The sequence below is a fragment of the Aureimonas altamirensis genome (assembly GCF_001463885.1).
Lineage (GTDB): Bacteria > Pseudomonadota > Alphaproteobacteria > Rhizobiales > Rhizobiaceae > Aureimonas > Aureimonas altamirensis.
On record NZ_BBWQ01000012.1, the window covers coordinates 1 to 19,672 of the forward strand.

A 19,672-nucleotide genomic window follows, 5' to 3' on the forward strand; every position below is an offset into this window, starting at 1 on the left:
AGCCCGGGAAGCCGCTACCGAGGCCGGGCAATCCGCCGGCCCCGCCGAGGCCGGGTGGCAGGCCGCCCGGCCCGCCGCCCGCCTGCATGGCCTTGGCCATTTCCTCGAGTTGCTTGGGGTCCATCTTGGACAGGTCCGGCATGCCGCCGCCGCCCGGCATGCCCATCTTGGCGCCGAGGCCACCCATGAGCTTGCCCATCATGCCGCCGCCCTTGCCCTTGCCGACCGACTTCATCATGTCGGCCATCTGCCGGTGCATCTTGAGCAGCTTGTTGATGTCGGCCGAATCGGTGCCGGAGCCGAGCGCGATGCGCTTCTTGCGGCTGTGCTTGAGCAAATCGGGGTTGGCGCGCTCGGCAGCCGTCATCGACGAGATGATGGCAAGCTGGCGCTTGAGAAGCGTATCGTCCAGCCCCGCCGCCGCAACCTGATTCTTGATCTTGCCCATGCCGGGCATCAGGCCCATCAGCCCGCCCATGCCGCCCATCTTCTGCATCTGGCGGATCTGGTCGGACAGATCGTTGAGGTCGAACTTGCCCGAACGCATCTTCTTGGCCATCGCCGCGGCCTTTTCCGCGTCGATGTTTTCGGCTGCCTTCTCGACCAGGGAGACGATGTCGCCCATGCCGAGGATGCGGTCGGCGATGCGCCCCGGGTGGAACTCCTCCAGAGCGTCCATCTTTTCGCCGACGCCGATCAGCTTGATCGGCTTGCCGGTGACGGCGCGCATCGAGAGCGCGGCGCCGCCGCGGCCGTCGCCATCCACGCGCGTCAGGACGATACCGGATATGCCAACCCGCTCATCGAAGGAGCGGGCCAGGTTCACGGCATCCTGACCGGTGAGTGAATCGGCCACGAGAAGAATTTCATGCGGGTTCGAGCGCGCCTTGATCTCGGCCATCTCGACCATCAGCGGCTCGTCGATATGGGTGCGGCCGGCGGTATCCAGAATAAGGACGTCATAGCCGCCCAGGCGCGCCGCCTGCGAGGCGCGAGAGGCGATCTCGACCGGCCCCTGACCTGCGATGATCGGCAGGGTGGCGACACCTGTCTGCTCGCCGAGGATACGAAGCTGCTCCTGCGCGGCGGGCCGCCGCGTATCGAGCGAGGCCATCAGCACCTTCTTGCGCTGGCGCTCGGTCAGCCGCTTCGCCATCTTGCCGGTGGTGGTGGTCTTGCCCGAGCCCTGCAGGCCGACCATCATGATGGTCACCGGTGCGGGGGCGTTCAGATCGATCGCGACCTGCTCCGAACCCAGCATGGCGACAAGCTCGTCATGGACGATCTTGACCACCATCTGGCCGGGCTTGATCGATTTCACGATCTCGGCGCCGACGGCCTTCTGGCGTACATTGTCGGTGAAGTCGCGCACCACCTCGAGGGCGACGTCCGCTTCCAGCAAGGCACGGCGCACCTCGCGCAGCGCAGCCGACACGTCTTTGTCGGACAGGGCGCCGCGGCCGGTAAGGCCGTTCAGGATGGACCCAAGGCGGTCCTGGAGGGATTCGAACATCGATTTCCTTTCCATTCATCTCGTACGGCATGGTGCCGAACGCCAGAATGGGGATGGACGGCAACCTCTCCAACCGGTAGCAACCAAAACGAAACGCATCCGCGGGCGAAACTCGCTGGCGGATGGTGACCTCCACGTGGCTTCCGCAAGGAAGGGGCGTGGTCGGTTGCTCGCGGACGGAACTGTCGCGGATCGCGCAGCTTTAAGCCTGTCTTCGCGCTTATGTCAACCTGGGGGCCAGTCATGTCCGAACCTACCAACAGCAGGCCGCGATGAGCTGGGGCATCGTGCTCGCCTGCCTGACGATCGTGCTCGTCATCGCCACCGCCCTGTCGTTCCTGCGGGTGGCGCATGGCTTCGTCCGCGTCTTCTCGTTTCCCCGCCTGCAGATACTTCTGGCGACTCTGGTGCTTCTGGCCTTTTCCATCGTCCTGCCCGCCGATGGCTGGATAAGCCCGGTCGCGTCCGCCTCCCTGGTCGCGGTCGCCATAGCGCAGATCGTGCCCATCGTGCAGTTCACGCCGCTGAGGAAAGCGCAGTCGCTGGCGTTCGACGGGCCGGACGACGATCCGTCCGTCGTCTCGATCCTGTCCTTCAACGTCAAGCAGTCGAACCGGCACTACGACAAGGCCCTGGCCGTCGCCGCGGCCGCCGATGCCGACATCGCGCTCTTCATGGAGGTCGATTCCGGCTGGGCGAAGGGGCTGGAGCCCCTCGCCGACCGGTATGAGCATGTGGTTTCCCATCCGCTCGACAACAGCTACGGGATGATCCTCTATTCCCGCCTGCCGCTCGTCGATGTCGCGGTGCGCGATCTGGTGATGGACGACATCCCATCCATCACCGCCACGGTGAGCCTGCGCAACAAGGACCGCTTCCGCCTGTATTGCGTGCACCCGGAGCCCCCGGTCCCGGTCGTGGATTCCTACGGACGCGACGCCGAACTGGTGACGGTGGCCGGGCTCGTCCGCGAGGATACGTTGCCCTGCATCGTCACGGGCGATCTCAACGACGTTGCCTGGTCGCATACGACGCGGCTGTTCCAGCGCATTTCCCGGCTGCTCGATCCGCGCATCGGGCGCGGCTTCTATTCCACCTTCGACGCCCGTTTCTTCTTTATACGCTGGCCGCTGGACCACCTGTTCCACGATGCCCGCTTCCGCCTGGCCGGCATCAAGCGGCTGGACCGGGCAGGCTCCGACCATTTCCCCATCCTGTTCCGACTGGCGCTGGGCAAGGGCGACATCGCCGCGGAAGAGCCCGAACAGATGGACGAAGCGGACCGGCAGGAGGCACGCGAGCTGCGCCGGGAAGGCGTGAAACTCGAGCGTGACCCGGTCGGCACCGACTGGGAAGGCTGAACCCCCGGCGACTGGCAATCCAAGCAGAAAGACGGCATATAGCGGCCATGGCACTCGACGTCCCCTTTTCCCGCATGAACGGGCTCGGCAACGAAATCCTCGTCGCCGACCTGCGCGGGCGTTCGGACCGCATCACGCCGGCGGCAGCGGTGGCGCTGGCGGGCAAGGCCGAGACCCATTTCGATCAGATCATGGCGATCCACGATCCGAGAACCACCGGCACCGATGCCGACATCGTCATCCTGAACGCCGATGGCAGCGAGGCCGGGGCCTGCGGCAACGGCACGCGCTGCGTGGTCCTGTATCTCGGGCGGCAGACGGGTGCGCAGGAATACCTCCTGCAGACGCGGCGCGGCATACTGGAGGCCCGGGCCCTGCCCGGCGGCCTCATCAGTGTCGACATGGGCGTGCCGCTGTTCGACTGGCAGGATATCCCGCTTGCGCATGCCATCGACGACACGAACGACGCCCCGGTGGACAGCGGACCGGAGGGCGCGCCGGTCCTGTCGCGGCCCGCGCTGGCCTCGATGGGCAACCCCCATGCGGTCTTCTTCATCGACCGCGGCGTGCAAACCGTCGACTTGGCCCGGCACGGCGCAGAGGTGGAGCATCACCCGCTGTTTCCCGACCGGGTCAATGTCAGCATCGCCCAGGTGACCGGGCCGACGGCGTTGACCATGCGCACCTTCGAGCGCGGCGTCGGCCTGACGCAGGCCTGCGGCTCTGCCGCCTGCGCCGCAGCCGTGCTTGCCGCGCGCACCGGCCGCGCCGGCCGCCGCCTGACCGTGACCGTGCCCGGCGGCGACCTGATCGTCGAATGGCGAGACGATGGCCATGTGATGATGACCGGGCCCGCCGAACTGGAATGGGATGGTTTCCTGGATCCCGTCACGGGCGATCATCGCCGCGCCGCGCAGGAGAGCGCAGCCTGATGACCGGCAAGCCTGCGATCGACGTGATATCCTTCGGCTGCCGCCTCAACACCTTCGAGGCGGAGATCATGAAGCGCGAGGCGGCGGCGGCCGGCCTTGGCGCTGCCGACGCCGTTCCCGCCATCATCATCAACACCTGCGCCGTCACCGGCGAGGCGGTGCGCCAGGCGCGCCAGGCGGTGCGCCGCGCCCGCCGCGACAACCCGTCCGCACGCATCATCGTCACCGGCTGCGCCGCGCAGACCGAGGGCGAAACCTTCGCCCGGATGGACGAGGTGGATGCCGTCATCGGCAATGACGACAAGTTGAAGGCCGACAGCTACAGAAGCCTGCCCGATTTCGGCGTGTCCGCCGAAGAGAAGGTGCGCGTCAACGATATCATGAGCGTCCGCGAGACGGCGGGCCATATGGTGGACGCCATCGAAGGCCGTGCCCGCGCCATCGTGCAGGTCCAGAACGGCTGCGACCATCGCTGCACCTTCTGCATCATCCCCTTCGGACGCGGCAACTCCCGTTCGGTGCCCATGGGCGCCGCGGTGGCGCAGGTGCGCCGCCTGGTGGATGCCGGTTACCGCGAGGTGGTTTTGTCCGGCGTCGACATGACGAGCTGGGGTGCCGACCTGCCGGGCGCGCCGCGCCTGGGTACGCTGGTGCAGGCCATCCTTCGCCATGTGCCCGACCTGCCCCGCCTGCGCCTGTCGTCCATCGACTCCATCGAAGCCGACCCGGCCCTTCTGGACGCCATCGGCACGGAGATGCGGCTGATGCCGCATCTGCACCTGTCGCTGCAGGCCGGCGACAACATGATCCTGAAGCGCATGAAGCGCCGTCACAGCCGCGAAGACGCCATCGCCTTCTGTGTCGACATGCGGTCGCGCCGGCCCGACATCGTCTACGGCGCCGACATCATCGCAGGCTTTCCGACGGAAACGGACGCGATGTTCGAAAATTCGCTCCGCCTCGTGGAAGAGTGCGGGCTGACGCATCTTCACGTGTTTCCCTTTTCGCCGCGCAAGGGCACCCCTGCGGCCCGCATGCCGCAACTGCCCAAGGCCGTCGGCAAGGAGCGAGCCGCGCTTCTGCGTGCGCGGGGCGAGGCGGCGCACGCGGCACATCTGGCGCGGCTGGTGGGCACGCGGCAGCGCATCCTGGTCGAGCGCGAGGGCCTTGGCCGCGCCGAAGACTTCACCCTTGCCGACATCGCGGTCGGCGCCCCCGGCGAAATCGTCGAGGCCGAGATCATCGGCCAGACAGGCGAACGCCTGGTTGCGCGGCCTCTGATGGCCGCCGCCGCCTGACCCCTATCGAACTGGAGACTTCATGGCAGAGCAGAAAGGCTTCTTTCGCCGCATCTTCACTTTCGGCCAGGACGATTCCGCCGCTCCGGCAGAGTCTGCCCCGACGCAGGTGGTGCCGGCGGACGTTGCGCCGCGCGAAGCCGAGCCGATCGAGCCCCTGGTTGAAGAACCCCTGGTCGACGGGCCCCTGGTTGCCGACGCGCCTGCCCCGGCCGATGGCGACGATTTCGCCTTCCTGGAAGAGCCGGGCGTACCCGACACCGAGCCGGATGCCGACTTCGACTGGCTTAAGGAGGACGCGCCGGACGTCGAGGCCATCGAGGAAGCCGAAGCGACCCTGATCGAAGAGGATGGCGGCCTGCCCGCGCCCGAGCCGGTCGTGGAAGCTGCCGCCGAAAGCATCCCCGTCGAAGAGATCGAGCTGCCGCCGGAAGAAGAGGAAGACGACGATTCCTTCGCCTGGCTCGACGAGCCGGTCGAGCCGGAGCCGGACGCCGAGGAAACCGATCAGCCCGGCTGGCGTGTCGTCGAGGCCAAGCAGGCCGCTGCCGGCGCGGCATTGGCGGCCGAGCCCGCGCGAAGCTGGTTCCAGCGGCTGCGCGATGGTCTTTCGCGCTCGTCCGGGCAATTGTCGGGGCAGATCACCTCTCTCTTCACCAAGCGCCGCCTCGACGAAGAGACGCTGCAGGATTTCGAGGACGTGCTGATCCAGGCCGACCTTGGGGTAGAGACGGCAACCCGCATCACCGAACGTCTGTCCGAGGGGCGTTACGGCAAGGAGATTACCGGAGAGGCGGTGCGCGCCATCCTGGCCGAGGAGGTCGAGCGTTCGCTGGCGCCCGTCGCCCGGCCGCTGGAGCTCGATCTTTCGGTCAAGCCGCATGTGATCCTGGTGGTCGGCGTCAACGGCACCGGCAAGACGACCACGATCGGCAAGCTGGCCGCCAAGCTGACGCGCGGCGGCCTGAAGGTCACGCTGGCGGCCGGCGATACGTTCCGCGCCGCTGCGGTGGAGCAGTTGAAGATATGGGGCGAGCGCACCGGCTCGGCTGTCGTTGCCCGCGACATCGGCGCCGACGCGGCGGGACTGGCCTTCGAAGCCTATGACGAGGCATTGCGAAACGGCTCGGACGTGCTCATCATCGACACCGCCGGCCGGCTGCAGAACCGCACCGAACTGATGGCCGAGCTGGAAAAGATCGTGCGCGTGCTGCGCAAGCGCGCGCCCGATGCGCCGCATACCGTGCTGCAGACACTGGATGCCACGACGGGACAGAACGCCATGAGCCAGGTGGAGATATTCCGCAACGTCGCCGGAGTGAACGGACTGGTGATGACCAAGCTCGACGGTACGGCACGCGGCGGCATCCTGGTGGCCATCGCCACGCGTCACGCCTTGCCGGTCTATTTCATCGGCGTCGGTGAAGGCATAGACGATCTGGAACCGTTCAAGGCACGCGATTTCGCCGAGGCGATCGCCGGCCACGCGGCCTGAGCACCGAAGGAGCACGAGATGTCCGAACGCATCGTCGAGGAAGCCCCCAACAGGCCGGGTCGCAAGGAAATGAACCCCATCGTCAAGTTCGCGCTCGAACTTGGACCTCTGGTGGTCTTCTTCTTTGCCAACAACAGGGGTAAGGCCATTGCCGAGGCGGTGCCCGCGCTGGGCGCGCTCGGGGGACCGCTCTTCGTCGCAACGGCGCTCTTCATGCTGGCGACGGTGGTTTCGCTGACCGTGTCCTGGATCATGGTCCGGACGCTGCCGATCATGCCCATCGTATCGGGTGTCGTCGTCGTGGTGTTCGGCACGCTGACGCTGTGGCTGCAGGACGAAGTCTTCATCAAGATGAAGCCTACCATCGTCAACGGCCTGTTCGCCGCCGTTCTCTTAGGCGGGCTGGCTTTCGGCAAGCCGCTGCTTGGCTATGTCTTCGACCAGGCCTTCAAGCTCGACAACGAGGGCTGGCGCAAGCTGACGCTGCGCTGGGGGCTGTTCTTCGTTTTCCTTGCCGTGCTGAACGAAGTGGTCTGGCGCCTGTTCTCCACCGACTTCTGGGTGGCGTTCAAGGTCTGGGGTACGATGCCCATCACCATCGCCTTCATGCTGGCGCAGTTTCCCCTGTTGAAGCGCCACGCCACGGAGCCGCTCTTCGATACCAAGAAGTAGCGCGTTGCAAATCCTCTTCAGGCTCCCACCTTTCCCATCGAAGGTATTCAAGGAGCGCTGAGCATGATCGACGCACAAAAACTTCTCGACCAGTTTCTCGGCACGGGGCGCGGTGCGCCCAGGGCGGGTGCGGGCCAAGGTGGCATGCAGACGGGCCAAAGCGGGCTCGGCGCCGGCCTGCCGGGCGGGCTCGGAGACCTCGTGGGCAGCGTCCTCGGGGGCAGAAGCGGCGGTGGCCGGGGTGGCGGTATCGGTGGCGGCATGGGCGGCGCGCTCGGCCCCGTGATCGCCGGCGGCCTCGCCTCCTATCTCCTGCGCGGCAAGAATGCCAAGAAGCTCGGCGGCTCTGCCCTCAGGCTCGGCGGCCTGGCCCTGGTTGCCGGCCTCGGCTACAAGGCCTGGCAGAATTATCAGGCGCAGCAGGCCGGCAATACGGCCAATCGCATCGCCCCCGGCGAGATTCCGGACGCGTCGGATACTGCCTTCATCCCGCCCCCCGGCGAAGAGCAGGAATATGCCCGCCTGCTTCTGTCGGCCATGATTGCCGCCGCCAAGGCGGACGGCAGCATCGACAGCGGCGAAGAGGAAGCGATCTTCGGCAAGATGGACGGGCTCGAACTCGATGCCGAAGAAAAGTCGCTGGTGATGGACGAGCTGCGCCGCCCGATGCCGGTGGAAGATCTTGCCGCGCAGGCCCGCACACCCGAGGCCGGGGTTGAAGTGTATCTCGCCTCGCTGATGGCCATCGACGCCGATACGCCGGCCGAACGCGACTATCTGCAAAGGCTTGCCGCCGCGCTGCGCCTCCCCCCGGACCTCGTCGCAGAGATCCACGATGCGCATGAGAACGCCCTGCAGGCATGATACGGTGGCATTGACCGCGCGCCCGCCGCTCCCTTACTGAGGGTGTGCGCGGGGTCTCGCGCGGAGGAATGTCGACATGCGGACAGGGTCCCGTCTCGGATACGCAAGGCCGGCCATCGTGCTGGCCTGCGGCGCGGCGATCGTCACCATCTCCATGGGTCTGCGCCAGTCCTTCGGCCTCTATATGCGCCCGGTCGAGCTGGAGCTGGGCGTCAGCCGCGAAGCCTTCGGTCTTGCCATTGCCGTCCAGACACTGATTCTCGGCCTGGCTCAGCCCTTCGTCGGCGCGCTGGCGGACAAGCATGGGTCCGGCCGTGTCGCAGCCGTGGGCGGCCTCCTCTATGCGCTGTCGCTGGCGCTGGCCGGCATGGCCGGCAGCGCCCTCGGGTTGAACCTTTCGCTGGGTCTTCTGGCCGGCGTCGCCATGACGGGCATCACATTCGTGGTCATTCTGGGCGCCGTCGGCCGCGCCGTGCCCCCGGAAAAGCGCGGGACGGCCATCGGCATCGCGACGGCCGGCGGCTCTTTCGGACAGTTCATGGTGGTGCCGCTGACGCAGGGGCTGATCACCAGCTTCGGCTGGCGTGAAACCATGCTGCTCGGTGCGGCGCTGGCGCTTGCCATCGTCGTGCTGGCGCGCGGCATAGCCGGCCTTCCGGCCGGCGGGCCGACAAGCGCCGCCCGGCAGCAGAGCCTCAAGGAGGCGCTGGGCGAGGCATCCCGCCATCCGGGCTACTGGCTTCTGAACTTCGGCTTTTTCGTCTGCGGCTTCCACGTCGCCTTCATCTCCACCCACCTGCCTGCCTTCCTGGCCGATCAGGGACTGGACCCTGCCATCGGGGCGCGGGCGCTGGCGCTCATCGGCCTGTTCAATATTCTCGGCTCCTATGTCTTCGGCCTCAGCGCCGACAAGCTGCGCAAGAAGTATGTCCTGTCCGCGCTGTACTTCGCCCGGTCGGCGGTCATCGTCGCCTTTCTGGCGGTGCCGTTCACCCCGCTCAGCGCAACGCTCTTCGCCTGTGCCATCGGTTTCCTGTGGCTCGGCACCGTGCCGCTGACCAGCGGGCTCGTCAGCCAGATCTTCGGCGTGCGGTACCTGGCCACGCTGTTCGGCATCGTGTTCATGAGCCATCAGGTGGGCGGCTTCTTCGGGGCATGGCTGGCAGGCCGCTTTTTCGAGGGCACCGGCAGCTACGATCTTGCCTGGCAGGTATCCATCGCGCTCGGCCTTCTGGCCGGCGTGGTCAACCTGCCGATCCGCGACCGGCCCATCCTGCGGGCGCAGGCGGCATGAGCGGCAGGCTCGCCCTCAGGGCCGCGACGGCGGCCGGCATCCTCGTGGCGCTGGCGGGCGGATTATGGCTTTGGGAGGCGCATGGCCTTGCCATATGGACGGGCTCGGCCTTCATTTTCTGCCTCTAGGCATTACCTGTGCAGGCAAGGGAGCTCCGCCCCCGCACGACCAAGACAGGATTGTCCCATGAAGTGGTTCAGCACGATACTCGCCGCAACGCTGGTGGCCGCCGGCCTCGGCGCGCCTGCGCAGGCCCAGACAGACCTTGAGCGGATCAAGGCGGACGGCGTTATCCGCATCGGCACCGAAGGCACTTATGCCCCCTTCACCTTTCACGATGCCAGCGGCGCACTCGTGGGCTTCGATGTCGAGATCGGCCGCGCCGTCGCCGAGAAGATGGGCGTACGGGCCGAGTTCCTGGAAGGAAAATGGGACGGTCTCATCGCCGGGCTCGACGCCAACCGCTACGACGCCGTCATCAACCAGGTCGGCATCACCGAGGCGCGGCAGCGCAAATACAGCTTCTCGGACCCGTATATCGCATCCAAGGCCGTGCTGATCGTCAAGGCCGACAACGAAGCAGTCAAGGCGTTCGGCGACCTGAATGGCCTTCGTGCGGCACAGTCGCTGACCAGTAATTTCGGGCGTCTGGCACAGGAAAACGGCGCCGAGCTGGTTGCCACGGACGGTTTCGACCAGTCGATCCAGCTAGTCCTGCAGGGCCGGGCCGACGCGACGATCAACGACAGCCTGTCATTTCTGGATTTCCGCAAGAAGCAACCGAATGCACCCGTGCAGGTTGCCGCCGAACTTGAAGACGCGGAATATTCCGGCATCCTGATGCGTCAGGGGCAGGACGATCTCGTTGCCGCGGTCAACGCCGCCCTTGCAGACATCAAGACCGATGGCACCTACCAGGCCATCGCCGACAAATATTTCGGCGCGGACGTCTCGCAATAAATAGCGACGGCGAAGCCTGAAGGCGGAGTATGACATGCCCTTCTGGCTGCAACTCATGTGGGATTCGCTGGGGCCGCTGCTGTGGGCGGCCCTGAAATTCACGGCCCCGCTGACGTTGATATCCTTCGTACTGGGCCTGTCGCTCGGCCTCGTGACCGCGCTGGTGCGCATGTTCGCGCCAAAGCCTTTCGCGCTCATCGCGCGCTTCTATGTCTGGATCTTCCGCGGCACGCCGCTGCTGGTGCAGCTATTCCTGATCTTCTACGGCCTGCCCAGCGCCGGCATCGTGCTGGATGCCTTCACCGCGGCCGTAATCGGCTTCACGCTCAATGTCGGCGCCTATACGTCGGAGATCATCCGGGCGGTGATCGCTTCCGTCCCGCGCGGGCAGTGGGAGGCGTCCTATTCCATCAGCATGAGCTGGTTCCAGACCATGCGCCGCACGATCCTGCCCCAGGCCGCCCGCACCGCCGTACCGCCGCTGTCCAACACGTTCATCTCGCTGGTCAAGGATACGTCCCTGGCTGCCGCCATAACCGTGCCGGAACTGTTCCAGCAGGCACAACGGATCGTGGCGGTGACCTACGAGCCGCTCATCCTCTATGTCCAGGCGGCGTTGATCTATCTTCTGCTGTCGTCCGTCCTGTCATCGCTGCAGGCCTGGATGGAAAGGCGCCTGAACCGGTATGGCGGTTTCATGGAGACGCGGTCATGATCACCATGCAGGACCTCCACAAGAGCTTCGGGACGAACGAAGTGCTGAAAGGCATTTCGCTCAGCTTTGCGGAAGGCAGCGTCACCGCGCTGATCGGCCCTTCGGGCAGCGGCAAGAGCACGCTGCTGCGCTGTATCAACCTTTTGGAAATGCCGGATCGCGGTCACCTGCAGGTGGGCGACGCGGAGGTGGATTTCCAGCCGGGCCGAAAGCTGCCCTGGCGGCAGGTTCAGGCCGTGCGGCGCCAGACCGGAATGGTATTCCAGAATTTTCAGCTATTCCCGCATCGGACGGCCGTGCAAAACGTGATGGAATCCCTTGTGACGGTGCTGAAGTGGCCGCAGCCGAAGGCCCGCGAGCGGGCCATGCAGTTGCTGGACAGGGTCGGCCTTGCGGACAAGGCGGATGCCTGGCCCTCGACACTGTCGGGTGGGCAGCAGCAACGCGTCGCCATTGCAAGGGCACTGGCCCCCTCGCCCCGTGTCCTGCTCTGCGACGAGCCGACATCGGCGCTGGACCCGGAACTGTCCGACGAGGTGGTAGAGGTTCTGGCAGGGCTGGCGCGCGATGGCACGACGATGGTGATGGCCACCCACGATCTGCGCCTCGGCTCGCGCATTGCAGGGCATGCCGTTTTTCTGGATGCGGGCGTGGTTGTGGAGATGGGGCCCTCCGGCACGCTGTTCGGCGCACCGAGGGAAGAGCGCACCCGGCGCTTCCTGGCATCCCTGACGGCGGCGACCACCCCGGTTGCCTGACGCCAGCGGACGGCCCGGCCAGCGGTTTTGAACCGCCCGATCAGGAAAGCGGGCTGCCGGCCTCCAGCCGGGGCAGCAGCTCTTCCCGGATGATCGCCGGCGTCAGCGGGCCGGTCGCCTTCCAAAGCACCGTGCCCTCGGGCGACACCAGGAATGTTTCCGGCACGCCATAGACACCCCAGTCGATGCCGACGCGGCCGTCTTCGTCGGCCCCGATCTGGGCATAGGGGTTTCCGAGTTCTTCCAGGAATCCCGACGCCTGCTCGGGCTTGTCCTTGTAGTTGATGCCGATCAGATCGAAGCGCGGATCGGCCGCCAGCCGCATCAGCAACGGATGCTCGGCACGGCACGGCGCGCACCACGAGGCGAAGACGTTCACCAAAGCGGGCCGCCCCGTGCCCCCGGCCGGAAAGGTCAGCCCCGGAACAGGGCTCCCATCCGCCAGCCGCGCGCCTTCCAGCGGCGGCAGGCTGGTTGCCGGAGCTGCCCGGCCCTGGAGCGCCGATGGCAGGGCCTGCGGATCGCGGCCCGATTCCAGCGCAAAGAGAAAGATGCCGCCCATCCCCACGAACAGGATCAGCGGTATTGCCGCCAGCGCAAGACGGCGCGTTTTTCCCGGCGTCATCGGCGCTTGCCTTCCAATGCCTCGAGGCGCCGTGCGGCGGACCGTGCATCCAGCATTATGAACAGGCAGAGCGCCGCCAGGACGAGAGCCGATATGCCGTAGGCTGCGGCGATGTAGCCGAAATAGTCACCGGTCATGGCGTCAGGCCTCCATACGCGCGGCCGACCGCCGGCCCAGAGCCACGATGCGCCGGCGTCGTATCTCCGTGCGCATCGCCGTCAGATGCAGGGCGAAGAACAAGAGCGAGAAGCCCAGCGCCGACAGAAGCAGCGGCCAGAGATAGACCGCCGCCATGGACGGCCCGTCCACCCGCACCACGCTGGCCGGCTGATGCAGCGTGTTCCACCAGTCGACGGAGAATTTGATGATCGGGATGTTGATGAATCCAACCAGCACCAGGATGGCCGAGGGCTTGCCCGCCTTGCCCGGATCGTCGAAGGCGCGGGTCAGCGCGATAAGGCCGAGATACATGATGAACAGCACGAAGACGCTGGTCAGCCGGGCATCCCACACCCACCACGTGCCCCACATGGGGCGGCCCCAGACCGAGCCCGTCACCAGAGCCAGAAGGGTGAAGGCCGCGCCGATGGGCGCCGCCGCCTTGATGGACACCTCTGCGATCGGGTGCCGCCAGACCAGGGTGCCGAGCGCCGACACCGTCATCACGGTCCACACCATCATCGACAGCCAGGCAAAAGGTACGTGGATGAACATGATGCGCACCGTCGCGCCCTGCTGGTAATCGTCCGGCGCGGCAAAGCCGAGCCCAAGCCCCACGGCGATGCACGCGATGGCAGCCGCATAGACGTAAGGTTGCACCCTGCCGGAAAGCTGCAGGAAGCGCGTCGGGTTGGCCAGCGCCGAAAAGCGCGATTGTCTGACGGCGATGTCGTTCATGAGAGGCAATCTAAATGCGCGCCGCCGCCATCGCAAATGGGCGATGCGCTGCGATGCAACATGCGGCGCTCAAAGTCCTTTGGAGGGTCGCCCGCCGATCCATACCGCCATGCCGATCGACGCCGGCATGACCGGTTCGAAGCCGAATTTGGCATAGAGATGCTTGGCGTCGCCATCGGCGATCAGGCTGACATAGGCCGAGTCCGGAGCGCGCTCCGTGAGATCGTCCATCAGCCGGGCAAAGATGCGCTTGCCGAGACCGCGCCCCTGATGCTCCGGCTCTACTGCCATATCGCAGACCTGGAAGAAGCAGCCGCCATCGCCGATCACCCGGCCCATGGCCACGACGCGGCCTTCATGCCGCACGACAACCGCCGACCAGCTATTCGGCAGCCCGCGCTGCGCCGCCTCCTCGGTCTTGCCCGAAAGGCCGGCAACCGTGCGCAGGCGGCGGTAATCCTCGACGGTGGGTATCTCCATGGACAGGGTATAGGCTTCCTGCATCGTCACATCCTTCAATCGGCCAGCATCCGCAGCGCAAGGGCCGCCGCGACGGGCCCGAGCACGGCGAAGAAAAGCGACAATCCGCACAGCACAAGGAACGGCTCGCGGAAGGGGGCGGGGTCGTTGACGGCGCCATAGGCGGCCGTAACCCCGAAGATCAGGATCGGGACCGTCAGGGGCAGCACCAGAACCGACACCAGCACGCCGCCGCGCGGCAGCGAAATCGCGATGGCCGCGCCCACGGCCCCGACAAGCACGATTGCGGGCGAGCCGACCAGAAGGGTGGCGGCCACGGCCCCCAGTGCCGCCGGCTCCACCGCAAGGAACAGGCCCAGGATGGGCGCGGCCACCACCAGCGGCAGGATGGCCGCGCACCACAAGGCGGCGCATTTGGCCAGAACCACCAGCGGCATCGGAACCGGCCCGAGAATCAGCGCGTCGAGCGTCCCGTCCTCGCGGTCGGCCTGGAAAAGGCGGTCGAGCGACAGCAGCGTCGCCATGAGCACGCCGATCCACAGGATGGCCGGCCCGATCCGCGACAGAAGGGCAAGATCGGGCCCGATGCCGAAGGGAATGGTGACCACGAGGGCCAGGAAGAAGATAAGCCCCGTGGCAAAGCCGCCGCCCCGGGCAAACAAGGCCAGATCGCGCAGGAACAGGCTCACCATTGCCAGTCCTCCACCGGTTGGGCCTCGCCCGTGCCGGCCCGGGGCGCGGCCAGGACCAGTTCACGCACGGGACCGATCTCCAGCGGCTGGTGGGTTGCCGCGACCACCATGCCCCCCTTGGACAGGTGCGATGCCACCGCCCGCGCAAAAAGCGCCTGCGACGCGGTATCCAGCGCATTCGTCGGCTCGTCCAGCAGCCACAGGGGCCGCCATGCCGCCAGAAGACGGCACAGCGCCGCGCGCCGTTGCTGGCCGGCGGACAGGTAGCCGGCCGGTATGGCGGCCAGTGGCTGCAGGTCGAAGGCGGCCAGCGCCTCATCCACGCCGGTTCGGTCCCCGGCAAGGTAATCGCGCCAGAAGGCCACGTTGCGCGCAAGCGTCTCCAGCGGCTTCAGTCCGTTGCGATGGCCGATATAGTGGCACACCTGCCCCGGATGGGAGGCCGGCTCTCCATCGGGTGCGTTCAGCCCATGGATGCTGACACGGCCGGCAAGCGCGGGCGTCAGGCCCGCAAGCGTTCTCAGCAGTGTGGATTTTCCGGCTCCGTTGGGGCCGCTGACGACGAGCGCCTCGCCGCCGCGAAGCGCCAGGCTGAGCGGAGGGCCGAGCGCACGGGCCTGACGGCCGATCACCACGCCTTCGAGCCTCAGTTCACCCACATCGCCCCCGCCAAACCCGCTTATGCCTTGTCCTGTCCCGTGGCTGCCAACAATGCAAGGGGTGCTGCAAAAATAGCATCCGGACGCGTCTTGCCCCTTTATAGCGATTACAAACTTGCCTATAAGGGCGCCAACCACACCAGCGACCGGCGTGGATCAACAGCGCCGATCTCATGCTTCCTGCCGTTTCAGGCAGGCGCGGAGGCGGACGAGCGGAAATGGTCGTACCCGCAGTACCAAACGCGCTCAATTCCGCGGGCGCGACTGGCGTTCGCCTTTCGGACATCACTTTGGTTCGAGAAGGAACGAGAGCCCGTGTCCCATCCCGATACATTCAAAAGCCGCCGTACACTGACTGTCGACGGCAAGGACTATGTCTACTACGACCTCAAGGAAGCCGAAAAGAACGGCCTGGAGGGGGCGTCGCGACTGCCCTTCTCCATGAAGGTTCTGCTGGAAAACCTGCTGCGCAACGAAGACGGGCGTACCGTCAAGGCAGACGACGTCCGCGCCATCGTGAACTGGCTGGACGACCGCGGCAAGGCCGGCCATGAAATCGCCTACCGCCCGGCCCGCGTGCTGATGCAGGACTTTACCGGCGTTCCGGCCGTCGTCGATCTGGCGGCCATGCGCGACGCCACCGAGAAGCTCGGTGCCGACGCCAACAAGATCAACCCCCTGGTCCCAGTGGATCTCGTCATCGACCACTCGGTCATGGTGGATTTCTTCGGCAGCAAGGACGCCTTCGAAAAGAACGTGACGGTCGAGTACGACCGCAACGGCGAGCGCTACACCTTCCTGCGCTGGGGCTCCAAGGCGTTCCGCAATTTCCGCGTCGTGCCTCCCGGCACGGGCATCTGCCACCAGGTGAACCTCGAATACCTGTCGCAGACAGTCTGGACTCGTGAAGAGGACGGCGAAACCGTCGCCTATCCGGACACGCTCGTCGGCACCGATTCGCACACCACGATGGTCAACGGCCTTGCCGTCCTCGGCTGGGGCGTCGGCGGCATCGAGGCCGAGGCCGTGATGCTGGGACAGCCGATCTCCATGCTGATTCCCGAAGTCATCGGCTTCCGCCTGACGGGCAAGCTGCCCGAAGGCACCACGGCGACCGATCTGGTGCTGACCGTCACCGAGATGCTGCGCAAGAAGGGCGTCGTCGGCAAGTTCGTCGAGTTCTTCGGACCCGGCCTTGCCAACCTGACGCTGGAAGACCAGGCCACCATCGCCAACATGGCGCCGGAATACGGTGCGACCTGCGGCTTCTTCCCGATCGACAAGGACACCGTCGCCTATCTGGAGGCGACCGGCCGCGACAAGCACCGCATCGCGCTGGTGGAAGCCTATGCCAAGGCGCAGGGCATGTTCCATGGCCTGTCCGAGGGCGAGCCCGTCTTTACCGATACGCTCGAACTGGATCTTAGCACCGTCGTACCATCGCTTGCCGGGCCCAAGCGCCCGCAGGACCGCGTTGCGCTGACCGACGCCGCACGCAAGTTCGACATCGCGCTGACCGAAATCCATGGCGGCCGCAAGAAAAGCGACAAGCCCGAATCGGTGGGCGATGCCCGCTACATGGACGAGGGCGCCGGCCAGGCCGGCCAGACGCCGCAGACCGTGCGCCACCCCGTTGCCGGCACCGATCACGGCATCTCCGACGGCGACGTCGTGATCGCCGCGATCACCTCCTGCACCAACACCTCCAACCCCAACGTTCTCGTCGCGGCCGGCCTTCTGGCCCGCAAGGCGCATGCGAAGGGCCTGAAGGTGAAGCCGTGGGTCAAGACCTCGCTCGCCCCCGGCAGCCAGGTCGTGACCGAGTACCTCGAAAAGGCCGACCTGCAGAAGGATCTCGACGCGCTCGGCTTCAACCTCGTCGGCTATGGCTGCACCACCTGCATCGGCAATTCCGGCCCGCTGCCGGAAAACATCTCCGACGCCATCAACAAGCATGACCTCGTCGCCTGTTCGGTGCTTTCGGGCAACCGCAACTTCGAGGGCCGGGTCAATCCGGACGTGCGGGCCAACTACCTGGCCTCGCCGCCGCTGGTGGTGGCCTATGCGATTGCCGGCTCGCTCTTCGTCGACCTGACGAACGACCCGCTCGGCCAGGATGCCGACGGCAAAGACGTCTTCCTGAGGGACATCTGGCCGACGACGCAGGAGATCGCCGAAATCGTCCGCAAGACCGTCACGCGCGACCTGTTCGAGACGCGCTATTCGGACGTCTTCGCAGGCGACGAGCATTGGCAGAAGATCAACGTCTCGGGCGGGCTCACCTACGACTGGGACGACCGCTCGACCTATGTGCAGAACCCGCCTTACTTCGACGGCATGAGCATGACGCCGAAGCCGGTGGAAGATATCCAGGGTGCCCGCATCCTGGGCCTGTTCCTGGATTCGATCACCACCGACCACATCTCGCCGGCCGGCTCCATCAAGGCCAGCGGCCCGGCGGGCGAATATCTGGTCAGCTATCAGGTGCGCCCGGTGGACTTCAACTCCTATGGCGCGAGGCGCGGCAACCACCAGATCATGATGCGGGGCACCTTCGCCAACATCCGCATCAAGAACCAGATGGTGCCGGGCATCGAGGGCGGCATCACCAAGCACTACCCCTCGGGCGAAGACCTGCCGATCTACACGGCGGCGATGCGCTACAAGGACGAAGGCGTGCCGCTGGTGATCTTCGCCAACAAGGAATACGGCACCGGCTCCTCTCGCGACTGGGCGGCAAAGGGCACCGTCCTGCTGGGCGTCCGCGCCGTGATCGCGCAGAGCTTCGAGCGTATCCACCGGTCGAACCTTGTTGGCATGGGCGTCGTACCGTTCGTCTTCGCCAATGAGGGCGAGAGCTGGCAGACGCTCGGTCTGAGGGGCGACGAGAAGGTGACGATCACCGGTCTTGCCGACGTCAAGCCGCGCCAGATCATGGACGCCACCATCGAACGTGCCGACGGGTCCAAAGAGGTGGTCAAGCTTCTCTGCCGTATCGATACGCTGGACGAGCTGGAGTATTTCCGCAACGGCGGCATCCTGCACTACGTGCTGCGCCAGCTCGCCGCCTGACCCAGACGGCCCATCGACAGGAACGCGAAGGGGCGGCCTTGCGGCTGCCCCTTTTCTTGTTATGCGAGGGTCAGGGCGTTTCACCCCGATTTGACTGGTGGGTGTCGCCGCCCACCAGTAGGTTTCGCGCATGAAGACGACATTTCGGCCCTCCTTACGGACGCTACTGGCGGCTGCCGGCCTTGCGGGAACGCTGGGTACGGGCCCGGCCCTGGCGCAAAGCGCGTCCTCCGACGATTTTCGCGGGGTGGTCGAGTTGTTCACCAGCCAGGGCTGCGCCTCCTGCCCGCCGGCCGACGATGTCCTGGCGCGGCTGTCCGACGAAAGCGGGATCGTCGCCCTGTCCTACAATGTCGACTACTGGGACTATATCGGCTGGAAGGACCAGCTAGCGACGCGGCAGAACACCGAACGCCAGCGCTCCTATGCCAAGGCGTTCCGCACGAGCTCGGTCTATACGCCGCAGATCGTCGTCAACGGCACGGGCGACTTCATCGGCTCGCACCACAAGGAAATCTCCCAGGCGTTGGACGAGTCGCCCTTCGCTACGGGGCCGGACGCGCTCGCGCGGGTCGCGATGGACGTCGTCGACGAGACACTCCAGGTCCGCGCGAAACTGCTCAGCCCCGTTGCGGAGCATCCACCGATCCTGGTTCTCGTGACCTATCAGGACCGGATCGAGACGCCGGTCCTGAAGGGCGAGAACAGCGGCCACCATATCGTGAACCGGCATGCCGTATCCGACTTCAAAGTGGTAGGGACGGTCTCGGCCACGAAGCCGCTGGAAATCGATATCCCCGTTTCCATGCTGCAGGAGGGCGCACGCGGGGCCATCGGCGCCGCTGTCCTGCTGCAGGCCGTCGACGCCTCCGGTACGCCGGGCCGCATCTTGGCGGCCGCGCAACTGGAGTTTGACGACAACTGACGATTGCCGGTTTGCATCGTGCGTCTTTTGGTGAGACGATCACCCTTCGGGCCGGTCGCAGGGTTTTGCGATGGCCCCTCGACAGGGGATGATTTTGGACGATCAGACGTCACGGCACTCCGCGGACCTTCTGACATTTCCGATGGCCCGGCCCGCCAGCACGCTTCCAGTGGTTTCCTTCGACCGGCGTGAGCTTTCCGAGATCCTGCGTATCTACGGCCGCATGGTCGCTGCGGGCGAATGGCGCGACTATGCCATCGACACCCTCAAGGACCGGGCCGTCTTCTCGATCTTCCGCCGCACCAGCGAGATGCCTTTGTTCCGCGTCGAAAAAGACCCGCGCCTGGCGCGTCGCCAGGGCGCCTACAGCGTCATCGGCGCAGGCGGCACGGTGCTGAAGCGGGGGCACGAACTGTCCAACGTGCTGCGCGTCTTCGACAAGGCATCGAAGGGCTGAAAG

At 66.1% G+C, this 19,672-nt stretch carries 21 protein-coding genes; 14 read left to right on the forward strand and 7 right to left on the reverse strand.

Translation table 11 applies throughout. From position 1 onward, the window contains the following. A partial coding sequence (gene ffh / locus AUL31_RS10010; RefSeq protein ID WP_060605441.1) for a signal recognition particle protein occupies window positions 1-1,513 on the reverse strand: 1,513 nt, incomplete at its 3' end. A gap of 272 nt (window positions 1,514-1,785) precedes the next feature. Here ffh and AUL31_RS10015 point away from each other — a divergent pair. The 11 genes from AUL31_RS10015 (at window position 1,786) to AUL31_RS10060 (ending at window position 11,862) form a co-directional block, all read left to right on the forward strand. Next, window positions 1,786-2,874, forward strand: a complete 1,089-nt coding sequence (locus AUL31_RS10015; RefSeq protein ID WP_060605444.1) for an endonuclease/exonuclease/phosphatase family protein — start codon at window positions 1,786-1,788, stop codon at window positions 2,872-2,874. Window positions 2,875-2,921: 47 nt separating this feature from the next. Continuing rightward, on the forward strand, window positions 2,922-3,806 hold the full coding sequence (gene dapF, locus AUL31_RS10020) for a diaminopimelate epimerase (RefSeq protein ID WP_060605447.1): 885 nt from the start codon (window positions 2,922-2,924) through the stop codon (window positions 3,804-3,806). Next, window positions 3,806-5,104, forward strand: coding sequence for a tRNA (N(6)-L-threonylcarbamoyladenosine(37)-C(2))-methylthiotransferase MtaB (gene mtaB / locus AUL31_RS10025; RefSeq protein ID WP_060605450.1), 1,299 nt, complete (start codon window positions 3,806-3,808; stop codon window positions 5,102-5,104). The genes dapF and mtaB overlap by 1 nt, the downstream gene beginning before the upstream one ends. A 22-nt stretch (window positions 5,105-5,126) precedes the next feature. Continuing rightward, window positions 5,127-6,599, forward strand: a complete 1,473-nt coding sequence (gene ftsY / locus AUL31_RS10030) for a signal recognition particle-docking protein FtsY (protein WP_060605453.1) — start codon at window positions 5,127-5,129, stop codon at window positions 6,597-6,599. A gap of 18 nt (window positions 6,600-6,617) precedes the next feature. After that, a complete protein-coding gene (locus AUL31_RS10035) occupies window positions 6,618-7,271 on the forward strand; it encodes a septation protein A (protein WP_060605456.1) in 654 nt (217 codons plus the stop codon). Window positions 7,272-7,334: 63 nt separating this feature from the next. Next, window positions 7,335-8,135: a tellurite resistance TerB family protein gene (locus AUL31_RS10040; RefSeq protein WP_060605459.1), complete on the forward strand. Its 801-nt coding sequence runs from the start codon at window positions 7,335-7,337 to the stop codon at window positions 8,133-8,135. Between the two features lie 76 nt (window positions 8,136-8,211). Further along, window positions 8,212-9,429: an MFS transporter gene (locus AUL31_RS10045; RefSeq protein ID WP_060605462.1), complete on the forward strand. Its 1,218-nt coding sequence runs from the start codon at window positions 8,212-8,214 to the stop codon at window positions 9,427-9,429. After that, window positions 9,426-9,557 (forward strand): hypothetical protein, encoded by a 132-nt coding sequence (locus AUL31_RS20800; protein WP_280137902.1) that lies wholly within the window; start codon window positions 9,426-9,428, stop codon window positions 9,555-9,557. Before AUL31_RS10045 ends, AUL31_RS20800 begins: the two co-directional genes overlap by 4 nt. 58 nt (window positions 9,558-9,615) lie before the next feature. Then, the gene (locus tag AUL31_RS10050; protein WP_060605464.1) at window positions 9,616-10,389 is read left to right on the forward strand and encodes an amino acid ABC transporter substrate-binding protein; all 774 of its coding nucleotides are present in this window, start codon (window positions 9,616-9,618) and stop codon (window positions 10,387-10,389) included. A gap of 34 nt (window positions 10,390-10,423) precedes the next feature. Beyond that, window positions 10,424-11,104, forward strand: coding sequence for an amino acid ABC transporter permease (locus AUL31_RS10055; RefSeq protein ID WP_060605467.1), 681 nt, complete (start codon window positions 10,424-10,426; stop codon window positions 11,102-11,104). Then, window positions 11,101-11,862, forward strand: coding sequence for an amino acid ABC transporter ATP-binding protein (locus tag AUL31_RS10060; protein ID WP_060605470.1), 762 nt, complete (start codon window positions 11,101-11,103; stop codon window positions 11,860-11,862). Before AUL31_RS10055 ends, AUL31_RS10060 begins: the two co-directional genes overlap by 4 nt. A 40-nt stretch (window positions 11,863-11,902) precedes the next feature. Here AUL31_RS10060 and AUL31_RS10065 read toward each other — a convergent pair whose 3' ends face one another. The 6 genes from AUL31_RS10065 to ccmA all read right to left on the reverse strand — a co-directional run bounded on the left by AUL31_RS10065 (window position 11,903) and on the right by ccmA (window position 15,206). After that, window positions 11,903-12,487 carry a DsbE family thiol:disulfide interchange protein gene (locus tag AUL31_RS10065; protein ID WP_060605472.1) on the reverse strand — a complete coding sequence of 195 codons (585 nt, stop codon included), beginning with the start codon at window positions 12,485-12,487 and terminating at the stop codon, window positions 11,903-11,905. Beyond that, entirely contained in the window at window positions 12,484-12,624 is a 141-nt protein-coding gene (gene ccmD / locus AUL31_RS19990) for a heme exporter protein CcmD (RefSeq protein WP_073469129.1), read from the reverse strand. The genes AUL31_RS10065 and ccmD overlap by 4 nt, the downstream gene beginning before the upstream one ends. Before the next feature lie 4 nt (window positions 12,625-12,628). After that, on the reverse strand, window positions 12,629-13,384 hold the full coding sequence (locus tag AUL31_RS10070; RefSeq protein ID WP_060605476.1) for a heme ABC transporter permease: 756 nt from the start codon (window positions 13,382-13,384) through the stop codon (window positions 12,629-12,631). A 69-nt stretch (window positions 13,385-13,453) separates the two neighbouring features. Continuing rightward, complete coding sequence (locus AUL31_RS10075) at window positions 13,454-13,888, reverse strand: GNAT family N-acetyltransferase (protein WP_060606033.1); 435 nt, start codon at window positions 13,886-13,888, stop codon at window positions 13,454-13,456. Window positions 13,889-13,899: 11 nt separating this feature from the next. After that, window positions 13,900-14,556: a heme exporter protein CcmB gene (gene ccmB / locus AUL31_RS10080; RefSeq protein WP_060605479.1), complete on the reverse strand. Its 657-nt coding sequence runs from the start codon at window positions 14,554-14,556 to the stop codon at window positions 13,900-13,902. After that, on the reverse strand, window positions 14,550-15,206 hold the full coding sequence (ccmA, locus tag AUL31_RS10085) for a heme ABC exporter ATP-binding protein CcmA (RefSeq protein ID WP_060606036.1): 657 nt from the start codon (window positions 15,204-15,206) through the stop codon (window positions 14,550-14,552). Before ccmA ends, ccmB begins: the two co-directional genes overlap by 7 nt. 324 nt (window positions 15,207-15,530) lie before the next feature. Here ccmA and acnA point away from each other — a divergent pair, with 324 nt between their 5' ends. The 3 genes from acnA to AUL31_RS10100 all read left to right on the forward strand — a co-directional run bounded on the left by acnA (window position 15,531) and on the right by AUL31_RS10100 (window position 19,669). Further along, window positions 15,531-18,287: an aconitate hydratase AcnA gene (acnA, locus tag AUL31_RS10090; RefSeq protein ID WP_060605481.1), complete on the forward strand. Its 2,757-nt coding sequence runs from the start codon at window positions 15,531-15,533 to the stop codon at window positions 18,285-18,287. Window positions 18,288-18,417: 130 nt separating this feature from the next. Next, window positions 18,418-19,212, forward strand: a complete 795-nt coding sequence (locus tag AUL31_RS10095) for a DUF1223 domain-containing protein (RefSeq protein WP_060605484.1) — start codon at window positions 18,418-18,420, stop codon at window positions 19,210-19,212. An 88-nt stretch (window positions 19,213-19,300) separates the two neighbouring features. After that, window positions 19,301-19,669 carry a DUF2794 domain-containing protein gene (locus AUL31_RS10100; protein WP_060605488.1) on the forward strand — a complete coding sequence of 123 codons (369 nt, stop codon included), beginning with the start codon at window positions 19,301-19,303 and terminating at the stop codon, window positions 19,667-19,669. The last annotated feature ends 3 nt before the right edge of the window (window positions 19,670-19,672 follow it).

Coding starts and splice junctions, on each gene's coding strand:
- AUL31_RS10045 (WP_060605462.1), top strand. CDS start 8,212: ATGCGGACAGGGTCCCGTCTCGGATACGCAAGGCCGGCCATCGTGCTG.
- AUL31_RS10060 (WP_060605470.1), top strand. CDS start 11,101: ATGATCACCATGCAGGACCTCCACAAGAGCTTCGGGACGAACGAAGTG.
- AUL31_RS10100 (WP_060605488.1), top strand. CDS start 19,301: ATGATTTTGGACGATCAGACGTCACGGCACTCCGCGGACCTTCTGACA.
- AUL31_RS20800 (WP_280137902.1), top strand. CDS start 9,426: ATGAGCGGCAGGCTCGCCCTCAGGGCCGCGACGGCGGCCGGCATCCTC.
- AUL31_RS10015 (WP_060605444.1), top strand. CDS start 1,786: ATGAGCTGGGGCATCGTGCTCGCCTGCCTGACGATCGTGCTCGTCATC.
- mtaB (WP_060605450.1), top strand. CDS start 3,806: ATGACCGGCAAGCCTGCGATCGACGTGATATCCTTCGGCTGCCGCCTC.
- ccmB (WP_060605479.1), bottom strand. CDS start 14,556: ATGGTGAGCCTGTTCCTGCGCGATCTGGCCTTGTTTGCCCGGGGCGGC.
- AUL31_RS10070 (WP_060605476.1), bottom strand. CDS start 13,384: ATGAACGACATCGCCGTCAGACAATCGCGCTTTTCGGCGCTGGCCAAC.
- dapF (WP_060605447.1), top strand. CDS start 2,922: ATGGCACTCGACGTCCCCTTTTCCCGCATGAACGGGCTCGGCAACGAA.
- AUL31_RS10055 (WP_060605467.1), top strand. CDS start 10,424: ATGCCCTTCTGGCTGCAACTCATGTGGGATTCGCTGGGGCCGCTGCTG.
- AUL31_RS10095 (WP_060605484.1), top strand. CDS start 18,418: ATGAAGACGACATTTCGGCCCTCCTTACGGACGCTACTGGCGGCTGCC.
- AUL31_RS10065 (WP_060605472.1), bottom strand. CDS start 12,487: ATGACGCCGGGAAAAACGCGCCGTCTTGCGCTGGCGGCAATACCGCTG.
- AUL31_RS10050 (WP_060605464.1), top strand. CDS start 9,616: ATGAAGTGGTTCAGCACGATACTCGCCGCAACGCTGGTGGCCGCCGGC.
- AUL31_RS10075 (WP_060606033.1), bottom strand. CDS start 13,888: ATGCAGGAAGCCTATACCCTGTCCATGGAGATACCCACCGTCGAGGAT.
- AUL31_RS10040 (WP_060605459.1), top strand. CDS start 7,335: ATGATCGACGCACAAAAACTTCTCGACCAGTTTCTCGGCACGGGGCGC.
- ccmD (WP_073469129.1), bottom strand. CDS start 12,624: ATGACCGGTGACTATTTCGGCTACATCGCCGCAGCCTACGGCATATCG.
- ftsY (WP_060605453.1), top strand. CDS start 5,127: ATGGCAGAGCAGAAAGGCTTCTTTCGCCGCATCTTCACTTTCGGCCAG.
- AUL31_RS10035 (WP_060605456.1), top strand. CDS start 6,618: ATGTCCGAACGCATCGTCGAGGAAGCCCCCAACAGGCCGGGTCGCAAG.